This is a genomic window from Robbsia andropogonis (genome assembly GCF_000970345.1).
GTDB lineage: Bacteria > Pseudomonadota > Gammaproteobacteria > Burkholderiales > Burkholderiaceae > Robbsia > Robbsia andropogonis.
In genome coordinates this window covers 20,985-36,982 of the sequence record NZ_LAQU01000002.1, presented here as the reverse complement: position 1 = coordinate 36,982, position 15,998 = coordinate 20,985, and the positions used below count along the sequence as shown (strand labels likewise).

The following is a 15,998-nucleotide window of genomic DNA, read 5'->3' as shown; positions in this document are numbered from 1 at the left end:
AATACCAACTTGGTCGTCAACTTCCTATAATGCAACTAACAGGCAATAACGTCCTTTCCTTTGTTGTTATGTTTGTGTCGTCGGATTGGGGGGGAGTCGTTACCACTGAGGATCGGCACCATCAGCGGCCACGCGCATCATGCTTGCGCGCCAGCGCATGTGATTCCCGGCCGTCGGTGCGGCATCTAGAATACAAAATATGCTGTTGGCGATGTCGTCATAAAATCATGCCGCACTAAAAAACTAATAAGCAGTACAACATAAAATAAAAAAACATGCCTGTTAGTCAATCGAAATTTTCTGCCTCATGCCTGTCATGCTAATCGCCTACGATAAACAGGGGGCTGCGCTCAACGGATTGTCGTCGAACCCAAGCCCACTCTGCGAAAGTCCACCTACGTGCTCCATGCGTCCGTTGATTTCATTTCCAGCCATCGCTTGGCATTCTGCCAACGCGTCTTTTCGGGAAAACGCTGATGCTGTCACATTTTGTACCGTCGTCGGGGATCGTGATTGCGATGCTCGCTGTGTGTTTCTTGATGGTATTGGCTTTCGAAGCAACCAATGGCTTCCATGATGCGTCGAACGCCGTTGCCACCGTGATTTACACGAACTCCCTGAAGGCCACGCCAGCGGTGGTTTGGTCCGGCATTTGCAATTTCGTTGGCGTACTGGTAGGAGGCATTACGGTGGCGTATGCCCTCGTCGAAATTCTGCCTCCTGACGTGTTGACGCCGCCAAACGGCGCCCCTGCGGTACCGATGTTGGTTGCCATCTTTGCGTCGGCACTATTCTGGAACGTCCTGACCTGGGCGTTTGGCGTGCCGAACAGCAGTTCGCACTGCATTATCGGCTCGCTGATCGGTGTCGCAGCGGCTGATGCGTTACTGCAATCCCGCAGTGTGGCGCAAGGAGTGGATTGGAAGCAGATTCTGGTCGTTCTAAAAGGGCTCGCGATTTCTCCCGTGTTAGGGTTTGTCCTGGCGGGCGCATTGTATGGCCTGCTACGTATTTTTCTGAAGAGCCGCGGCCATTTGTTCGTGCCGCCGGCACCGCATCAGCCGCCGGTCTGGTGGATGCGCGTCTTGCTGATTCTGACGTGTACGTCGGTAAGTTTTTCTCACGGAACCAACGACGGGCAAAAGAGCATTGGTTTGATCATGTTGACGATTATCGGGATGCTGCCGGCAACCTACGCCTTGAATCCGTCGGCGGATAACCAGATCCGCACACTCAGCGACTATGCGGGTCGAGCCATTCCATTGATCGCGCTTTACGGCGACGATATGAAGGCCCAGGCTTTGACATCGGCGAGTCGCTTGCACGGGTCAAGCCACGTACTTGCGCAACAGGCACAGGCCATCGAGGCGCAGCAGCAGGGACAAAGTAGTCCGCTAGATGCCAATGGCGGGCAATTCGCCGCCACACGCGCACAACTGCGCGGCGATGTTTATCAGATTGTCTCGCAGATGAAGCACGTTGCCGGATCGGTCGATGCGTCGGCGGAGGAACGCCATGAAGCGACCGAAATCCGCAAAGCAATGCGTGACTCCGTGGAATATGCGCCGCTATGGGTCCGGCTGCTGAGTGCGCTTTGCCTCGGCGTGGGCACGATGTTCGGCTATCAGCGCGTGGTCCGCACGTTAGGTGAGCGCCTGGGCAAGCAGCATATGACGCCAGGGCAGGGTGCCAGCGCCGAACTGGTCGGTTCGGTTCTGATCGGAACCGCTGGTTTTACGGGCCTTCCCGTCAGCACGACCCATATCGTGACATCGGGTATCGCCGGAACGATGGCGGCTGGAGGGCAAGGCCTCCAGCCTGGCATGTTGATCCGCATCGTACTGACTTGGATCGTGACCCTGCCGGTCACGATGCTGATCGCGGGCGTTCTATTCTACGTCCTCGATAACCCCGCGCTGTAGCGCAGCCGAGATCAGGCCGACGGCTGGTCGGCTTCGCGCAGACGGATGAGGGCGTCCATCATATTGCCCGCTTTTGCCGCTTTGACCGAGTACCTGAGTTTTTCCAGTGCCTCTTGATATGCGGCCAGAGCGACGTGTGTATCGGTGGACGCGTCCGTCGGTAAAGCGACGACAATGGACTTGGAAATGCGATCAGCCAAACGGTAGTGAATCTGTTGGCTGTTCAGCAATTGCGTGACAGTGTCGATCAACGTCGTCGTACCCGGCAGGGTTTCTGACGGAATCACTGTCGCACTGTTGACACGATGGGACATTTTGTTTCTCCTGAGACATCGCGAATGCAATGGCGTTGCCGCCGTGCGAATTCTCTCTTATTTTACTGTTCAATGATCAATAATTATCCATGTAAATTAGACATATCTGACCTCGACCCGCCGTGTCAACGGCTTGACGTTACCACGCTAGAATGATACTCGGGCTAAATAAATAGATTGGAAACGTTTACAAACCAGTATAGGCAAGTACTTTTGCGATTTTTCTGAGCTCTGTAACAGCGGGCGTGCGCTGATTTTACGATGACGCCCCATATGCTTGAGAGGTTAGTGGATCACCCTGTATTGCGCAGGCCGGACGCGACACCGTTGATGCATAACTTGATGCCGCGACGAAGTTTGTCACTCGATTCACCACTGCGATAGCGATGTAGCAATTCGACTTGAAGATGATTCAACGGGTCGAGATACGGGAAGCGATTGCGAATCGACCGCGCGAGCAGGGGATTGTCGGCAAGTCGCACCGATTGACCCGTGATGGCTTCGAGAACCTCCACGGTGGCTTGCCATTCACGTTGAATTGCGCCGAAGATCGCCTGCCGCAGTGCGGCATTGTCAACCAGGCTCGCGTAGCGTGACGCCATTGGCAAATCGGCTTTCGCCAATACCATGTCCATGTTCGACAGCAATGTTGTAAAAAATGGCCACTGCCGTACCATCTGCTGCAATTCCGCGAGCCGCGCTGCTTCGGTATCCTCCCCTTGTGCAAGCCATTCCTTGACGGCGCTGCCGAAGCCATACCATCCCGGCAGCAATAGACGGCATTGTCCCCAGGAGAATCCCCACGGAATCGCGCGAAGATGAGAGAGGGAGCGCGATGCGGGGTCCTGCAGTTTTCGCGACGCGGGACGGCTGCCCAAATTCAGATCAGCGATTTCGGCTATCGGGGTTGCCGCGAAGAAATAATCGACGAAACCTGGCGTTTCGTACACCAAGGCGCGATACGCTTGCTGCGCTAACGTCGACAACCGATCCATGATCTGCCCATATCGCGCGAAACGGGCATCCTGCGCACCCGCACCCGCACCCGCACCCGCACCCGCACCCGCGCCCGCCTTGATGTCGTCGAGCAGCGTGGCTTCAAGCGTTGCCGCCACCAAGGACTCGAGATTGCGCCGACCGATCGATGGATTACCGAACTTTGCCGCGATCTGTTCGCCTTGTTCGGTCAGCCGAATCTGTCCTTGCACAGTGCCGGTCGGTTGCGACAGGATGGCCTGATAGGTTGGGCCGCCGCCACGGCCCACGGTGCCGCCGCGACCATGAAACAGCCGCAATTGCACGTTATGTTCGGCAAACACCGCGACCAATGCTTCTTCCGCCCGATACAGCGCCCAGTTCGATGTCAGGAAGCCTCCATCCTTATTGCTGTCCGAATATCCCAGCATCACTTCTTGTTCTCGTCCCAGCGCGCGCATCCGGGCTTGTGTGTGCGGCAGGGCGAGCCAGGCTGCCATGATCGCCGGTGCGTTTTGCAAATCCTCGATTGTCTCGAACAACGGGATGACCATGATGCCTGGGTTGTCCGCGTCGGCAAGCAACCCCGTTTCCTTCTGCAGCAGCAGAACTTCTAGCAGGTCGCTGACGGTCTCCGTATGCGAGACGATATAATGCGGCACGGCTTCGACGCCGAATTGCGCGCGCAGCGTGGCAGCTTGTTCGAAGATGGCAAGTTCGCCTTGCACCAGTGCACTGTATCGTGCGTAGCGGCTGCGTAAAGGCCGCACATGCGCGAGTTCCTGCTGCAACCAGGCCACCCGGCTTGCTTCGTCCATCCGTTGATAATCGGCATCGCCTGCAACGGCGCACAGCTCGGTGATCACCTGTTCGTGGATATCGGAACTTTGCCGTAGATCCACGCTGGCCAAATGGAAACCGAAAATGGCGAGTGCCTGTCGTAGCGGTGTCAATCGTGCGGCCGTCAGAGCGCTGCCGTGGTGTGCATGCAGTGAGTCATAGACGATTTTCAAGTCGTCGGCGAATGCCGCGGCGTTCGCGTAAGGCGTCGCGCTGGCCAACGCATCGTGCGGTAGCGCGGGGCGGCCTGGAAGGTCGACGTCGCGCTGCAATGCCGTTGCGCGTAACCGGAGTGCCATCCCTCCCAAGGCGCGCCGATAGGGCTCGTCTTCGCGGTGTGTCGACGGTGGCAGCCAGGCATCTGCGCGTGTTGCTAGGTCATCCAGCGCCGGACTGACCGAGACGAGCGTCGACGACATGGAAAGCTCGGTGCGCAGCGCGGCGATTTGATCGAGGTAGTAAGTCAATGCGATTCGTGCTTGTCGCCGCGCGGCAAGGGCCAACGTGCCGGCATCGACGTTTGGATTACCGTCACGATCACCACCAATCCAGCTCCCCATCCGCAAGAAAGCGGGTAGCGGCCCTGGCGCCTTGATCGCTTCCGCCAGATCGCCATACAACGCCGGCAACTGGTCAAGGAACGTCGTGCCGTAATAAGACAGCGCGTTGACAATTTCGTCTTCGACGCTGAGTTGCGCCGGCCGCAGCATGCGCGTCTGCCAGAGGGTGGTGATATGGGCTTGAATCAGCGCATCGATACGTGCCCGTTCTCGCGCGCTCAGTGGTGCGTCGCGCTGGGCCAGCAGGTCCGCAATGGCCTTTTGCGCATCGAGGATGCTCTTGCGTTGTACTTCCGTCGGATGCGCCGTCAGTACCGGGACGATCAGCATGTGCCGCAGCGCATTGCGCGTTGCCTCATCGTCAATGCCCGCTTCGCGCAGGCGGGATAAGGCATACGGCAACGAGCCCGCTCTCGGTGCCGTGCCCGCGAGTTCATGGTGCCGATGCCGCCGGTTGTGATGCCGATCTTCCGCGATATTCGCCAAGTGTGAGAAATAGCTGAAGGCGCGGACGACGCAGACCATTTCCGGGTCGCTGAGACCGTTCAACACCTTGTCGAGCGCCTGGCCTGCCGCAATGTCGCCATCCCGTCGAAAGCGCACGGCGGTCTGCCTGATCGACTCGACCAATGCATATATCGTCTCGCCTTCCTGATCACGGACCACTTCGCCCAGCAATCGACCTAGAAAACGAATGTCCTCGAACAACGGGCGATCCTTGTCCGGCACTTCGGCGGCAGGGACCGGGATGGCACCATGGCCGGAGGGCAACACGGAAGCGAGGTCGGAAGCGTTTGACGGAGCAGCGGTGCGGGGGAGGGTCATGGCGGGCGCTGGGCGTGGTTGCGGTGCCGATGCGGCGCCGCGCGGTGGAGTCGGCAAGCTGACCTATTATGCCAAACTGCGTGCCCGCCCGCGTTCTCCCATTGTCAGGGGCAGACGACCGTGAGTCGAAATGGCACCGGATGCGCGGCCGCGTCTTCGATCGCGGCATTCACGTCGTCGAGTGCGAACCGCATGATCGCGAAGTCGTCCAGTCGCAGCAGCCCGGCTTCCACGAGCGCGACCAGGCGCGGGGCGCTGGCACGCGAATACATCCACTGCCCACGCACGGTGATGTTGTTCAGCATGAACCAAGGGTAGGGCAGCACCAGATCTTCTTCGCCCTGTAGCCCGATGCCCCCCATCAATACCACGCGACCACCCTGTCTTACGCTCATCATTGCCGCCCGCGCGGTGCGAGAGGTGGCGGTGGGGGGAAGGAAGTCAAGTACGCAATCGATGATGTCGCGACCGGCGGCGCGCATGCGCCTTTTATCGTCCGGCTCGATCCCGCTTAGCGCGACAGGTACCACTCGCGAACCGAAGCGGTCTACCAGCGCCGCAAGACGCTTGGTATTGCGACCTGCCACCACGACGCGTGCGGCACCCATGGCCAATGCCACCGCCACGGTGGCACTGCCGAAATGCCCGGTGGCGCCGCTGACGAGCAGTGTCTCGCCGGGGGAGAAGCCAATGGATGCCAATCCTCCGTAGGGGACGAGCAACGTGTTCAGCGCACTCCATTGGAGGAGGGTGTCGTCGTCCTGGGCAGCGGGTGAACGATCAATCGGGATTGGCAAGGCGTTTTCGAGGGGTAGTCGCATTTGCTGCGCGAACGGACCGTCTCGATAGCGCTGTTGCAGGATGGCGCCTGTTTCGCCGCGGGCGTCCCAGCCTTGCAGCGCGGCGTCACGGGTATGCGGATCGTCCCGCGAACGCAATGTCGGATCGCAGAAAACCCAATCGCCTGGGCGTAGCGTGGTCGCGTCGGGTCCGACCGCGGACACGCACGCGACTGCACCGCATCCGGGCACCATGGGGGGTGTCAACGAATAGACGCGGGCGCCTGCCAGGATTTCCTTCGTGTAGGGCAGGATCGGCGCCGCCTTGACATCGACGACGATTTCGCCGGGACCGGCGACGGGCGCAGGCAACGTCTGGATGGATAGCGGTGCGCCAAAGGCAGTCAGGACGGCAGCTTTCATCGCTTCACGCTCCGTTGAATGATTATTAAATCGTCGATGCCCATGATCTACATCGTCGATTATCGCATGGGGTAACTGGACGGCTGCCCCTCGCTGTCTGCATAATCGTGCGCAATTAGGCAATATGTACGAGAAAGACGCGTTCGTGGAGCCGGGCGCATCTGGACCTATTACCATAGTGACATTCACATCCAAAGGGGAACCCGTGAAAGGACGCCGTGCCTTCCTGCAGCATTCCGCCGCGCTGACCGCCGTGGCTTCGTGGCCGTTCCTGGCGCATGCCGCGCCACGCCGCGCACCGTCGCCACGTGAGGCGGTGTCGTTGAAGACACCGGCGGGACCGTTGCGCGGCATGCGTCAGGATGGCGTCGACGTGTACAAGGGCATTCCTTATGCGCAGCCGCCCGTGGGCGAACTGCGCTTCAAGCCGCCGCTGCCACTGCCCTCTCCGGGATGGGACGATACGTGGAACGCGTTTGCATTCGGGCCTGCCCCGATTCAGGCGGTTCGCAAGCTACCGGGATCGGATCAATCGCTGCTCGGCGACGTGCCGCTCGATGAGGATTGTTTGCGCCTGAATGTCTGGGCACCTGTCGACCCCGGGACTCACCCGGTATTCGTCTGGATCTACGGTGGCAGCAATATCGCTGGAGCAGCCAGCCAACCGCTGTATGACGGCACGCACTTCGCCGAGCAGGGCATCGTCTGCGTGACACTGAACTATCGCGTCGGCGCATTGGGTTTCCTGGAACTGGGCAGTGTTCTCGGCGATGCGTATCGGGGTAGCGGCAACAACGCAAACCGCGATCAGTTGATGGCATTGCAGTGGGTACGCCAGAATATTGCGGCCTTCGGCGGTGATCCGGCGCGTGTTACGCTGGCTGGTGAATCCGCTGGCGGCAAGGCGGTTGCGGCATTGATGGCGATGCCGGCCTCCGCGGGACTGTTCCAGTCGGCGATCATCGAAAGTGGTGGGGGGCAGACCGTCCACGATCTCCCGGAGGCGGACCGCGTTACGGGCATTTTTTTACAGGCGCTCGACAAGCAAGGGTTGAAGAAGGAAGACCTGCTGAGTGCTTCGACGGCTCAGATCCTTCAGGCGCAAGCCGCGACCATCGCCAACTACCAACGCGCCTTCGCATTCCGATCGGTCGTCGATGGCGCGATGTTGATGGCCAGGCCGCAGGATGCCATTGCAAAAGGCGCGTCGAATCAAGTGCGTTTGCTGATCGGTTCCAACCGGGATGAAAGTCTGGTCTTTTTCTCACCGGAGTCGGTTGCGGCGGGGCGCAAGGACCCGAGCGTCGCGGCCCCGTTCTTGCCGCGCGAACTGGCGCAGTTGCGTGTAGCGGACATGGAAAAGGCATCGGCGCGGTACCAGCAGACGTTTTCATCGCTGTCCGCATTCGACCGGCGCATCCGCTTGCTGACCGCCGAGGAATATTGGGTGCCTACGGTTCGACTGGCGGATGCGCATGCGCTAGCGGGGGCGATACGTGGTCCTATCGCTTCGAACGGCCACTGGCTTTTGGCGCCTTCGAGGGATATACCGTGCACGGCTCGGAATTGCCGTTTGTCTGGGGCAATCTGGACGATCCATTCACACAGATGTACTACAAGGGCAGTGCGCCGATGCCGCCCATTGGCAAGGCCATGCAGGAGGCATGGGTTGCTTTCATCAAGGGTGATGCGCCCGCATCGCGGATGCTGCCGCGCTGGTTGCCCTATTCGCCCGATCCGCAGAAGCTGCGCCCGGCCTTGCTGGTCGATGACGATCCAACCGCACATGCGCGCACGCGCCAGAAAGATCAGGACGACAGCGGCCCGGCCCCGCGTGAAACGATGTTGCTGCGTGACAAGCCCGCGCTGGCATCGAATCCATCGGGTGACGAGTTGGCCTTGTGGGACGGTGTGCTATGACCCGCCTGGCGGTATGGGTCTCGCATGCGCAGGACGGCGATATCGGCGGCTATGATTTTGATTGCGATATCGGCCGTTTTGTAGGATCGGCGCGCCATCCGGCTGAGCCGGTCGTCATGCCGATGGCGCTGTCGTGGGCGCGGCGCGTAACCCTCGCGTCGCCTCACGCCGCGAGGGTATCCGCACGTCCGGACGGGGCATTGCTGCTGGCGGCGACACGTGCGGAAAATCGTCATATCGTCATCTACCGCGTGGTCGATACGGCCTCCTCGTCGATCAGTGGGAACGCCTCGATTTCGCCAGCCGTTTTCGAGAAGACGTGGCCGAGACTGCAACGGTTGGGCCGGGCTTCCATCGCGTCCAGTCTGGCGTATGTTGAAATCGATCCATCAGGCCGCACGGCGATTGGTGCGTCGTATGGTGAGAACCGCGTGAGCGTGTATGACGTCGACACGCTCCTTTCCGCTGCCGGTGGGCATTCCGCGCAGGAAGGCGACGGGAAGAAGCGCGATACCGACATCGACATGTCGCGGGAAGTACCGCCACGGCAGGTGATCGATGGCGTCGCGCATGCGCATGCCGTTGTCGTAAGCCGTGATGGACGCCACGTGTATGTGTCTGCCTTGGGCGGCAACGCCGTGTGGTGTTTTACTCTGCAGGATGGCCAACTCACGGTCAACGACGTGGTGGACGTGGGTGCTGGCTTCGGCCCCCGTCACATGCGCCTGAGCCTCGCCGAAGACTATCTGCATGTCCTTAGCGAGTTCCAGGGCGTGGTGGCGACCTATGCGCGTGCGCCGGAGACCGGGCATTTGACGCTTATCTCGATATCACCCCGCAGCGACGGTTTGTCAGCGTTGATACAAGGGCGAGCGCGACCGAACTTCTCCGATCCGGATCAGCCCGATCCCACCGAGATGGCCCGTTGGATCTGGGCCGCGGATCTGCAACTGACCCCCGACAATCGTTTCCTCTATATCAGCGAGCGGGCATCGAGCCGCATCATCGTGCATGCTGCGGATGAAACGCACGGCTGGCAACCTGTGTCATGGATCGACACGGAAGCGCAGCCGCGAGGCATCGCAATCGATGCCAATGGACAATACTTGTTTGCCAGCGGCGAGCGCTCCGATTTCCTGTCGGCTTACCGCATCGATTCGGCAACCGGTGCGTTGACGCTATCTGACCGATGTGCATCGGGTAAAGGCGCGAATTGGATTACGGTCGCCGCGCCGCTGGCTGGTTGATCAAGCATTGGCGTCACGCAATGACAACTGCATCAGCGTGACGTCTATCCACCGATCGTACTTGAATCCGACGTTCTTCAAGCGCCCGATCGGCACGAACCCGCAGCGTGCATGCAAGCCCAGCGATGCGGCGTTGTCGTCGCCAGCAACCGTCGCGATCATTTCCTTGAAGCCGGCCCTGCGGCATGCCGTGATCAGGTTTTCGAGTAGCCGGCGACCGAGCCCGCGCCCGGTGACGGATGCATCGAGGTAGACCGAGTGTTCGACGGTAAAGCGATACGCCGCGCGCGCTTTGTAGGTGCCGGCGTAGGCGTAACCAACAACGCGATCATCCTGCACGGCGACCAGGTAGGGTGCATTTGCAGCGACGATATCGTGGTAGCGCTGGCGCATCGCGTCGACGCTAGGCGGCTCTGTTTCGAACGAGATCGTTGTAGACAACACATACGGCGCGTAGATCCGTGCTACGTCGGTCATATCCGCCGGCGTTGCCGCACGGATGGTGATCGTATCGACGTCGCCGGAGACGTCAGGTCGGGTGCCTTGTGCGGATGAGATGGTCATGGGGGAATACGTTGATGCGCCTTTGCGCGGGCCGGCGGGTGCGGCAACAGTCGGGCCGACAAGGCGAGCCCGGCTTTCAGCGTGTAGATTACCAGCATTGTGCCGACCAGATTACCAATGACCATTACGGTAAGGCCTTCGAAAAGCAGATGCGTGCGTCCTTGCAGCAGTAACCAGACATGCTGCGCCAGTGGGTCCAGAAAGGAGAACGCAAGAATCAGCACGAACAACCGGGAGCTTGTCAGATTGGACAGCGACGCTTCCAGTCCATATCTGTGCTGCGCGGCTTTATAGATCAGGTAGGGAACCAGGGACGAGATGATGCCCCCGATGAAGGCGCGCTGCGGATCGTGGGGAAAGACATAAGTGAATTTGACGATCCAGCCGGCCAGCAGCAAGCCGATGGCCCCTCCTTCCGCCAACAGTAATGTGCTCAGCAGCCGAACGCCAGCGGGCAGGTAGATCCAGTTGATGCCTTGAACGAACTCCGTGCGCGCAAATAGCATCTCATTGAGCCATAGCGCCGCGATGAACATGAGGATCGTGCCCAGTATCGAGGCGAGGTGAACGCGGAAAGGGGACATGAATCAGCGTGGTTCGGGACGGCTTTCCGGTTTAACGGCAAACTGGGCAAATGACCAGGAGATGTGCCTGCCTATTGGCGCTGATTGTCGCTCAGAGCATTTCGACGGACAATTCGAATCTGACGATGCTTTCAATAATGATGTGTAATGTCCACATCGCGCTGCTGTCAGCATGCGCTATGGAGCGTGCATATGCAAAACGTTTTATCGGTTCCTTCGTCCGCGGCAATCCTGACGCTTTCGGCTGGCACATGGACCGCGTCGGTTTGTCCGTCACTCGGTGGCGCGATTGTCGGACTATGGCGTAGCGGTCGCGAGGTCTTGCGTGGGGGCGGCGAGACGGATGTAATGACCGGCAATATTCGGGCACTGGCGTGTTTTCCGTTGGTGCCGTTTTCCAATCGCATCGATCACGGTAGCTTTTATTGGCAAGGCGCTCGCTATCGATTGCCACCAGACGATCGCGCCGCCCCGCATGCATTGCATGGCATTGGCTTGCGTCGCGCCTGGCAGGTGACGTCGCGCGATATACAGGCCGTGACGATGGTGCTGCGGCATCGCGCCGACGCGTATTGGCCATTCGACTTCGCTGCACTGCAGACAATCCGGCTCGACGACTCGGGCATGACATGCCGGCTCGAATTGGTCAATGATTCCGGCGTGCCGGCGCCCGCCGGTTTGGGATGGCACCCTTATTTTCCATTGGAAGCCGGGACGCGGCTGGTCACATCGGTAGGCACCATCGAGATAAAGGGAGACGATGGCCTGCCGACGGCCGTCGTACCCCCGCCGAAAGCCTGGTCCTTTCACACCGGCGTCCAAATGGCGGATATCGAGATCGACCACTGTTTTCATGGTTGGGCCGGCACGGTCACGCTGTCACGGCAAGTTTCCGAACCCGATGCCGGGAATATCGATGGGCATGAGGTCTTGCAACTGATCGCATCCGAACCCTTGCGCTCGCTGATTCTGTATCGTCCGGCTGGACAATCGTTCTTCTGCATCGAGCCGGTCACCCATGGCGTGGACGTGATCAATCGCGCGTTGCCGGGGCAGGCCAGCATGCAAGCACTACCCCCGGGACAGCGACTGTGTGTCGAAATGCGGATCGCCTACGCGCATTGTTGACGGGACAGGCGATTATTCCATTGCGCGCGATAGAGAAAGGCGGCGGATGTGTCGTATCTTGTGCGACGCCGCGCACGAGCACGGTCGCGCTGATATTGTCACGCTTACAATAGCAATGGAAAAAATCCTCCTTCACGATACACGCCTCTTTCTCGACGATGTCCTCCCCAGCCATGCAGTTCACGTTGCACGCGAAGCAACGGGAAATCGACGCGTTGCGTTTGCTGGCCGACCGGATCGAACTCACTGATCTGCTCGGCCGGCTGATTCACGCATTGCAGCGTGAGCGGGGCATTTCGAGCATCTACCTTGCATCCGATGGCAAACGTTTCGTGACCGAGCGCGGTGCCGTGCGTGACGCGTCCTCGCCGATCCTGCTGGCGCTGCGTGACCGGCTCGATCTGGAGCTGGGGCCGACCCAGCACGCCACGGCGCGCATGTTGTCGATGATCGCCTGGGTGCTGCTCGATCTGGACTCCCTTGACGCGCTGCGTGCGCGAATCGATCGGCGTACGGTGTCCGCGCCTGACTCTGTAATGGCCTTCAGCAAGGTCATCGGTGGTCTGATGGAGTTGATCTTCCAACTGGCGGATGTATCGCCGGACCCTGGCATTTCGCGTACGCTGGTCGCGCTGGTTCACGTGGTGCAAGGCAAGGAGGCGGCTGGGCAGGAACGGGCCGTGGGCGGGCATATGTTTGCCGCGGGGACGTTTTCCGCGGACCAGCAGCAGCGCTTCGCGCATCTGATCGGTGCGCAGCAGCGCAGCCTGGACGTGTTCCTGCAGTTCGCGGGTGCAACACATTGCGAATGGTGGCAAACGCGCACGGCGACGCCGCATGTGAGCCGTGTTGAAACGTTGCGCCAGATCATCACTGCCGCCAAGGCCGGCGACACCTTGGACGCGGCGTTGACCGAGTCCTGGTTTGATGCCACCAGCGCGCGGATTACCGACCTTTGGCATTTGCAAATCGCGTTGACGATGCATGTACGGCAGGCGTGCGACACGCAGATTGGTGTGGCACGGCAGGCCTTGCGGGATTCGGAACATTTGTTCCGGCAGTGGCGCGAGAATCCGCCTCCTCACACCCATGCGCTCGAACATTTTTTTGCCGGAGCGTCCGGCGACGAGTTTGCCGCGTATGCATTGCCCGACCGCTTTTCCTCCGCGGACCGCTCGACCGTGGCGAGCCTGCAATCGGTATTGCAAGCGCAGGCGGCGCGCTTGGCGCGGGTGGAGGTCGAGCTCGACGCGGCACGGCGCGCGCTGCATGATCGCAAGCTGATCGAGCGTGCGAAGGCGGCATTGATGGCGCGGCATGGCTTGCGTGAGGAAGCGGCGTTCAGGATGCTGCAAAAAGGGGCGATGGATCAGAACAAACGCCTGGTCGATGTCGCGGAAGCGGCGTTGGCGTCGCCCGACACCTCACCGCACATGCCCGGTGGGGACGGGCGTGACGCCTTGCGCGCCAAGGGCCGGTCGTGATGCGCATGCAGACAAGACAGTCCCGCCCGAGGCGGCGAAGATGACGGATCGTGTCGTGCGACGGAGCGCGGGTGCAACGGGGGCCCGAAAAGGTGCATACCGGTTGGCGCGCAATCCTTCGGCGGCACGTTTCCTTCATTCGCGGATCACGACATCATGACTTCTTCAGTGGCATTGACGCCGGTCAGCGGCGCGCCGGCCTGGCGCGGCGACGCGCTCAGTGGCAAGGACAGCTGGATCTATCAACTCAGCGAAGAACAGGTCGCGGAACTGGAGCGACTCGGGCGCCGCTTTGTCGAGGCGGATCCGGACTTGCGTTGTGTTACCGCAGCCGATTATCCGCTGGACCACTGCGCATCGGCGATTGCGGCGTGGGGAAAGGATGTCGACACGGGCCGCGGTTTCGTGCTCGCGCGTGGTTTGCGCACGCATCTCTATTCGGATGCGTTGTCGGCGGCCATCTACTACATTCTTGGCTTGCATATGGGCGATCCGATGCGACAGAACGAGTTGGGTGATCTGCTCGATCACGTCTACGCCACGTCGGACAAGCTGCTTGACGATCCGAGCGCCTTGTCCTCGAAGATCCGCGATCTGCTGCCATTTCATTCCGATAGCTCCGATATCGTCGCGCTGATGTGTCTGCGGCCCGCGAAAGAAGGTGGCGCATCGTGCCTCGTTTCGGGCGCGGAAATCTATAACGAGATTTTGCGGCGGCGTCCGGACCTGGCGCCGTTGTTGCTCGAGCCATTCCATTGGGATTGGCGTCGACAGGACCCACGCGCTCCGGCGAATACTTATACCTCGCCGATCGTCAGCTTGGCCGAGGGAGTCTTCAGCATGTATGCGGGCTCGCTCTACGTGTTCACCGCGCAAGACTACCCGGAAGTGCCGCGCTTGACGTCGGCGCAGACGGAAGTGCTCAAGCTATTCGACGACATTGCTTATGAACCGGGCATGTCGCTCGAAATGGATTTCCGTCCGGGCGACATCCAGTGGCTTTCGAACTACGCGGCGCTGCATTCGCGCACGCGATTTGTCGACTTCCCGGAGCCGCAGAGACGACGCCACCTGTTGCGTTTGTGGTTGCGGCGCGCGGGCGGGCGGCCGATTGTCTCCGGGTTCGGGAAGAACGCGGTCGTGCAGGATCGACACGAAGGTCGGCGGCAGCAAGATCTGCCCGATGCAATGGCCGATGTCGCCGGTAATTTCAAGATTGCGATTGCTGCCGTCCCCCGCATGGGCGGGTAATGCCGCTGCCGCATCGCGGTGGCAACAGCAACGGGTCTGGATCCCGTCCTTGCCGGGTCTTTTCCTTTAAACGACCGCGCGCGTGCTGGCTATGGTGACGCGCATTTGCCTGGTTCGGCATTCGCGGGGCGTGATGCCATATTTCGCGCGGAAGCTACGGCTGAAATGCGCGGCGTCGTTGAAACCCCATCGGAAGCAGATTTCAGACACAGACAATGTGCCATGCGCGCTGCTGCACAGGTCTGCGTGGCAACGTGCCAGTCGACGATCGCGAAGATAAATACTGAACGTCAGACCGGCTTCTTCGAATAATTTTTGCAGATAGCGCGGTGAGATGCCTTGCTGTTCGGTCAGTTTTGACAACGACAACTCGGCATCACCTAATTGCTGATCGATGGATTGGCAGATTCGATGGAAATGCGCCGCCCGGATACGATCGCCGAAACGCTTTCCTGGCTGCGCATCGGCGAGGCTGGCAACCAGGAATTCCGACAGCGCGACTTCCAGCGGGTGAATCTCGTGCGGAGCAAACGCTTCCAGCTCATCACCGACGGACAGCAACATGCCGGTCAGCATCCGTGTCAGCCGGCTATCTCCCGGCAGGATGCCGCTGCGCAATGTCCCCGGATCGACAAGACCGGGGTGCAACGCGTTGATCGGCATCCGCACATACAGCATCCGGAAATCGGCATGCAATTCGAGCGTCGAATCGCGTCGGCTCGGTCCATAGAGAATGTCGCCGCGAGACAATGCGATGCGATCGCCTGCTTCGGAAAACACCGACCTCCCGTCGAGCAATACCGCAAGCCAGAGGCCGGCCTGTTGGTTCTGATAGCTACCTGAGATGGTCAGCGGCGAGGCGCTGAGGCGGGAAAATTCAATGCCTGTCGGCGACACCATGCCAACGACTTCGGCGTGGAAATCGTCGCCTAACGCTATTTCCGGCATGGGCAGGCACATCGTATCCATGGCCTCGCGCCACACATACGGACGCGCCGTTTCGGCACTGCCCTGGGTCGAATAATGCCAGTTCTTGACGGTCATCATCGCATCGGTCCTCTCGGCACGGTTCGTCTCGATCGTGGCGATATCGCGGAATAAATCAAGACAGGGGATATTGATGCTTTTGTCTAGCCCTATTGTCGCGCCAATGTGATGCAAGTCAAACAATTCAAAAAAGTG

13 protein-coding genes are annotated in these 15,998 nt (G+C 60.1%); 7 read left to right on the top strand and 6 right to left on the bottom strand.

Annotated elements, in window-relative coordinates:
• Window positions 1–476: 476 nt before the first annotated feature.
• Window positions 477–1,922 carry an inorganic phosphate transporter gene (locus WM40_RS02145; RefSeq protein WP_096335607.1) on the top strand — a complete coding sequence of 482 codons (1,446 nt, stop codon included), beginning with the start codon at window positions 477–479 and terminating at the stop codon, window positions 1,920–1,922.
• Window positions 1,923–1,933: 11 nt separating this feature from the next.
• Here the strand turns inward: WM40_RS02145 and WM40_RS02140 are convergent, their stop codons facing one another.
• The 3 genes from WM40_RS02140 to WM40_RS02130 all read right to left on the bottom strand — a co-directional run bounded on the left by WM40_RS02140 (window position 1,934) and on the right by WM40_RS02130 (window position 6,638).
• Window positions 1,934–2,236, bottom strand: coding sequence for a hypothetical protein (locus WM40_RS02140; protein ID WP_024904785.1), 303 nt, complete (start codon window positions 2,234–2,236; stop codon window positions 1,934–1,936).
• A gap of 293 nt (window positions 2,237–2,529) precedes the next feature.
• A complete protein-coding gene (gene ppc / locus WM40_RS02135) occupies window positions 2,530–5,436 on the bottom strand; it encodes a phosphoenolpyruvate carboxylase (protein ID WP_082102388.1) in 2,907 nt (968 codons plus the stop codon).
• 104 nt (window positions 5,437–5,540) lie between these two features.
• A complete protein-coding gene (locus tag WM40_RS02130; RefSeq protein WP_024905912.1) occupies window positions 5,541–6,638 on the bottom strand; it encodes a zinc-binding dehydrogenase in 1,098 nt (365 codons plus the stop codon).
• A 205-nt stretch (window positions 6,639–6,843) separates the two neighbouring features.
• Here WM40_RS02130 and WM40_RS02125 point away from each other — a divergent pair, with 205 nt between their 5' ends.
• Together WM40_RS02125 and WM40_RS02120 are read left to right on the top strand one after the other, a co-directional pair.
• Entirely contained in the window at window positions 6,844–8,613 is a 1,770-nt protein-coding gene (locus WM40_RS02125) for a carboxylesterase/lipase family protein (protein WP_157685675.1), read from the top strand.
• Window positions 8,555–9,805, top strand: coding sequence for a lactonase family protein (locus WM40_RS02120; protein WP_024905910.1), 1,251 nt, complete (start codon window positions 8,555–8,557; stop codon window positions 9,803–9,805). The genes WM40_RS02125 and WM40_RS02120 overlap by 59 nt, the downstream gene beginning before the upstream one ends.
• Here the strand turns inward: WM40_RS02120 and WM40_RS02115 are convergent, their stop codons facing one another.
• Both WM40_RS02115 and WM40_RS02110 read right to left on the bottom strand, forming a co-directional pair.
• Window positions 9,806–10,369 carry a GNAT family N-acetyltransferase gene (locus WM40_RS02115; protein WP_024905909.1) on the bottom strand — a complete coding sequence of 188 codons (564 nt, stop codon included), beginning with the start codon at window positions 10,367–10,369 and terminating at the stop codon, window positions 9,806–9,808.
• On the bottom strand, window positions 10,366–10,953 hold the full coding sequence (locus WM40_RS02110) for a hypothetical protein (protein ID WP_024905908.1): 588 nt from the start codon (window positions 10,951–10,953) through the stop codon (window positions 10,366–10,368). The genes WM40_RS02115 and WM40_RS02110 overlap by 4 nt, the downstream gene beginning before the upstream one ends.
• On the opposite strand from WM40_RS02110, the gene WM40_RS29870 reads away from it, so the two are divergent.
• From WM40_RS29870 to WM40_RS02095, 4 genes are all read left to right on the top strand, one after another.
• Window positions 10,952–11,101, top strand: a complete 150-nt coding sequence (locus tag WM40_RS29870) for a hypothetical protein (protein WP_157685241.1) — start codon at window positions 10,952–10,954, stop codon at window positions 11,099–11,101. The two genes, WM40_RS02110 and WM40_RS29870, sit on opposite strands and share 2 nt — an antisense overlap.
• A 44-nt stretch (window positions 11,102–11,145) precedes the next feature.
• On the top strand, window positions 11,146–12,081 hold the full coding sequence (locus WM40_RS02105) for an aldose 1-epimerase (RefSeq protein ID WP_024905907.1): 936 nt from the start codon (window positions 11,146–11,148) through the stop codon (window positions 12,079–12,081).
• Window positions 12,082–12,239: 158 nt separating this feature from the next.
• Window positions 12,240–13,565 (top strand): nitrate regulatory protein, encoded by a 1,326-nt coding sequence (locus WM40_RS02100; RefSeq protein WP_024905906.1) that lies wholly within the window; start codon window positions 12,240–12,242, stop codon window positions 13,563–13,565.
• A 156-nt stretch (window positions 13,566–13,721) separates the two neighbouring features.
• Window positions 13,722–14,816, top strand: coding sequence for a TauD/TfdA family dioxygenase (locus tag WM40_RS02095; protein ID WP_024905905.1), 1,095 nt, complete (start codon window positions 13,722–13,724; stop codon window positions 14,814–14,816).
• A gap of 66 nt (window positions 14,817–14,882) precedes the next feature.
• Here WM40_RS02095 and WM40_RS02090 read toward each other — a convergent pair whose 3' ends face one another.
• Window positions 14,883–15,986 (bottom strand): helix-turn-helix domain-containing protein, encoded by a 1,104-nt coding sequence (locus WM40_RS02090; RefSeq protein ID WP_024905904.1) that lies wholly within the window; start codon window positions 15,984–15,986, stop codon window positions 14,883–14,885.
• Between the last annotated feature and the right edge of the window lie 12 nt (window positions 15,987–15,998).

Coding starts and splice junctions, on each gene's coding strand:
- WM40_RS02120 (WP_024905910.1), top strand. CDS start 8,555: ATGACCCGCCTGGCGGTATGGGTCTCGCATGCGCAGGACGGCGATATC.
- WM40_RS02140 (WP_024904785.1), bottom strand. CDS start 2,236: ATGTCCCATCGTGTCAACAGTGCGACAGTGATTCCGTCAGAAACCCTG.
- ppc (WP_082102388.1), bottom strand. CDS start 5,436: ATGACCCTCCCCCGCACCGCTGCTCCGTCAAACGCTTCCGACCTCGCT.
- WM40_RS02100 (WP_024905906.1), top strand. CDS start 12,240: ATGTCCTCCCCAGCCATGCAGTTCACGTTGCACGCGAAGCAACGGGAA.
- WM40_RS02130 (WP_024905912.1), bottom strand. CDS start 6,638: ATGAAAGCTGCCGTCCTGACTGCCTTTGGCGCACCGCTATCCATCCAG.
- WM40_RS02145 (WP_096335607.1), top strand. CDS start 477: ATGCTGTCACATTTTGTACCGTCGTCGGGGATCGTGATTGCGATGCTC.
- WM40_RS02115 (WP_024905909.1), bottom strand. CDS start 10,369: ATGACCATCTCATCCGCACAAGGCACCCGACCTGACGTCTCCGGCGAC.
- WM40_RS02110 (WP_024905908.1), bottom strand. CDS start 10,953: ATGTCCCCTTTCCGCGTTCACCTCGCCTCGATACTGGGCACGATCCTC.
- WM40_RS02095 (WP_024905905.1), top strand. CDS start 13,722: ATGACTTCTTCAGTGGCATTGACGCCGGTCAGCGGCGCGCCGGCCTGG.
- WM40_RS02105 (WP_024905907.1), top strand. CDS start 11,146: ATGCAAAACGTTTTATCGGTTCCTTCGTCCGCGGCAATCCTGACGCTT.
- WM40_RS29870 (WP_157685241.1), top strand. CDS start 10,952: ATGAATCAGCGTGGTTCGGGACGGCTTTCCGGTTTAACGGCAAACTGG.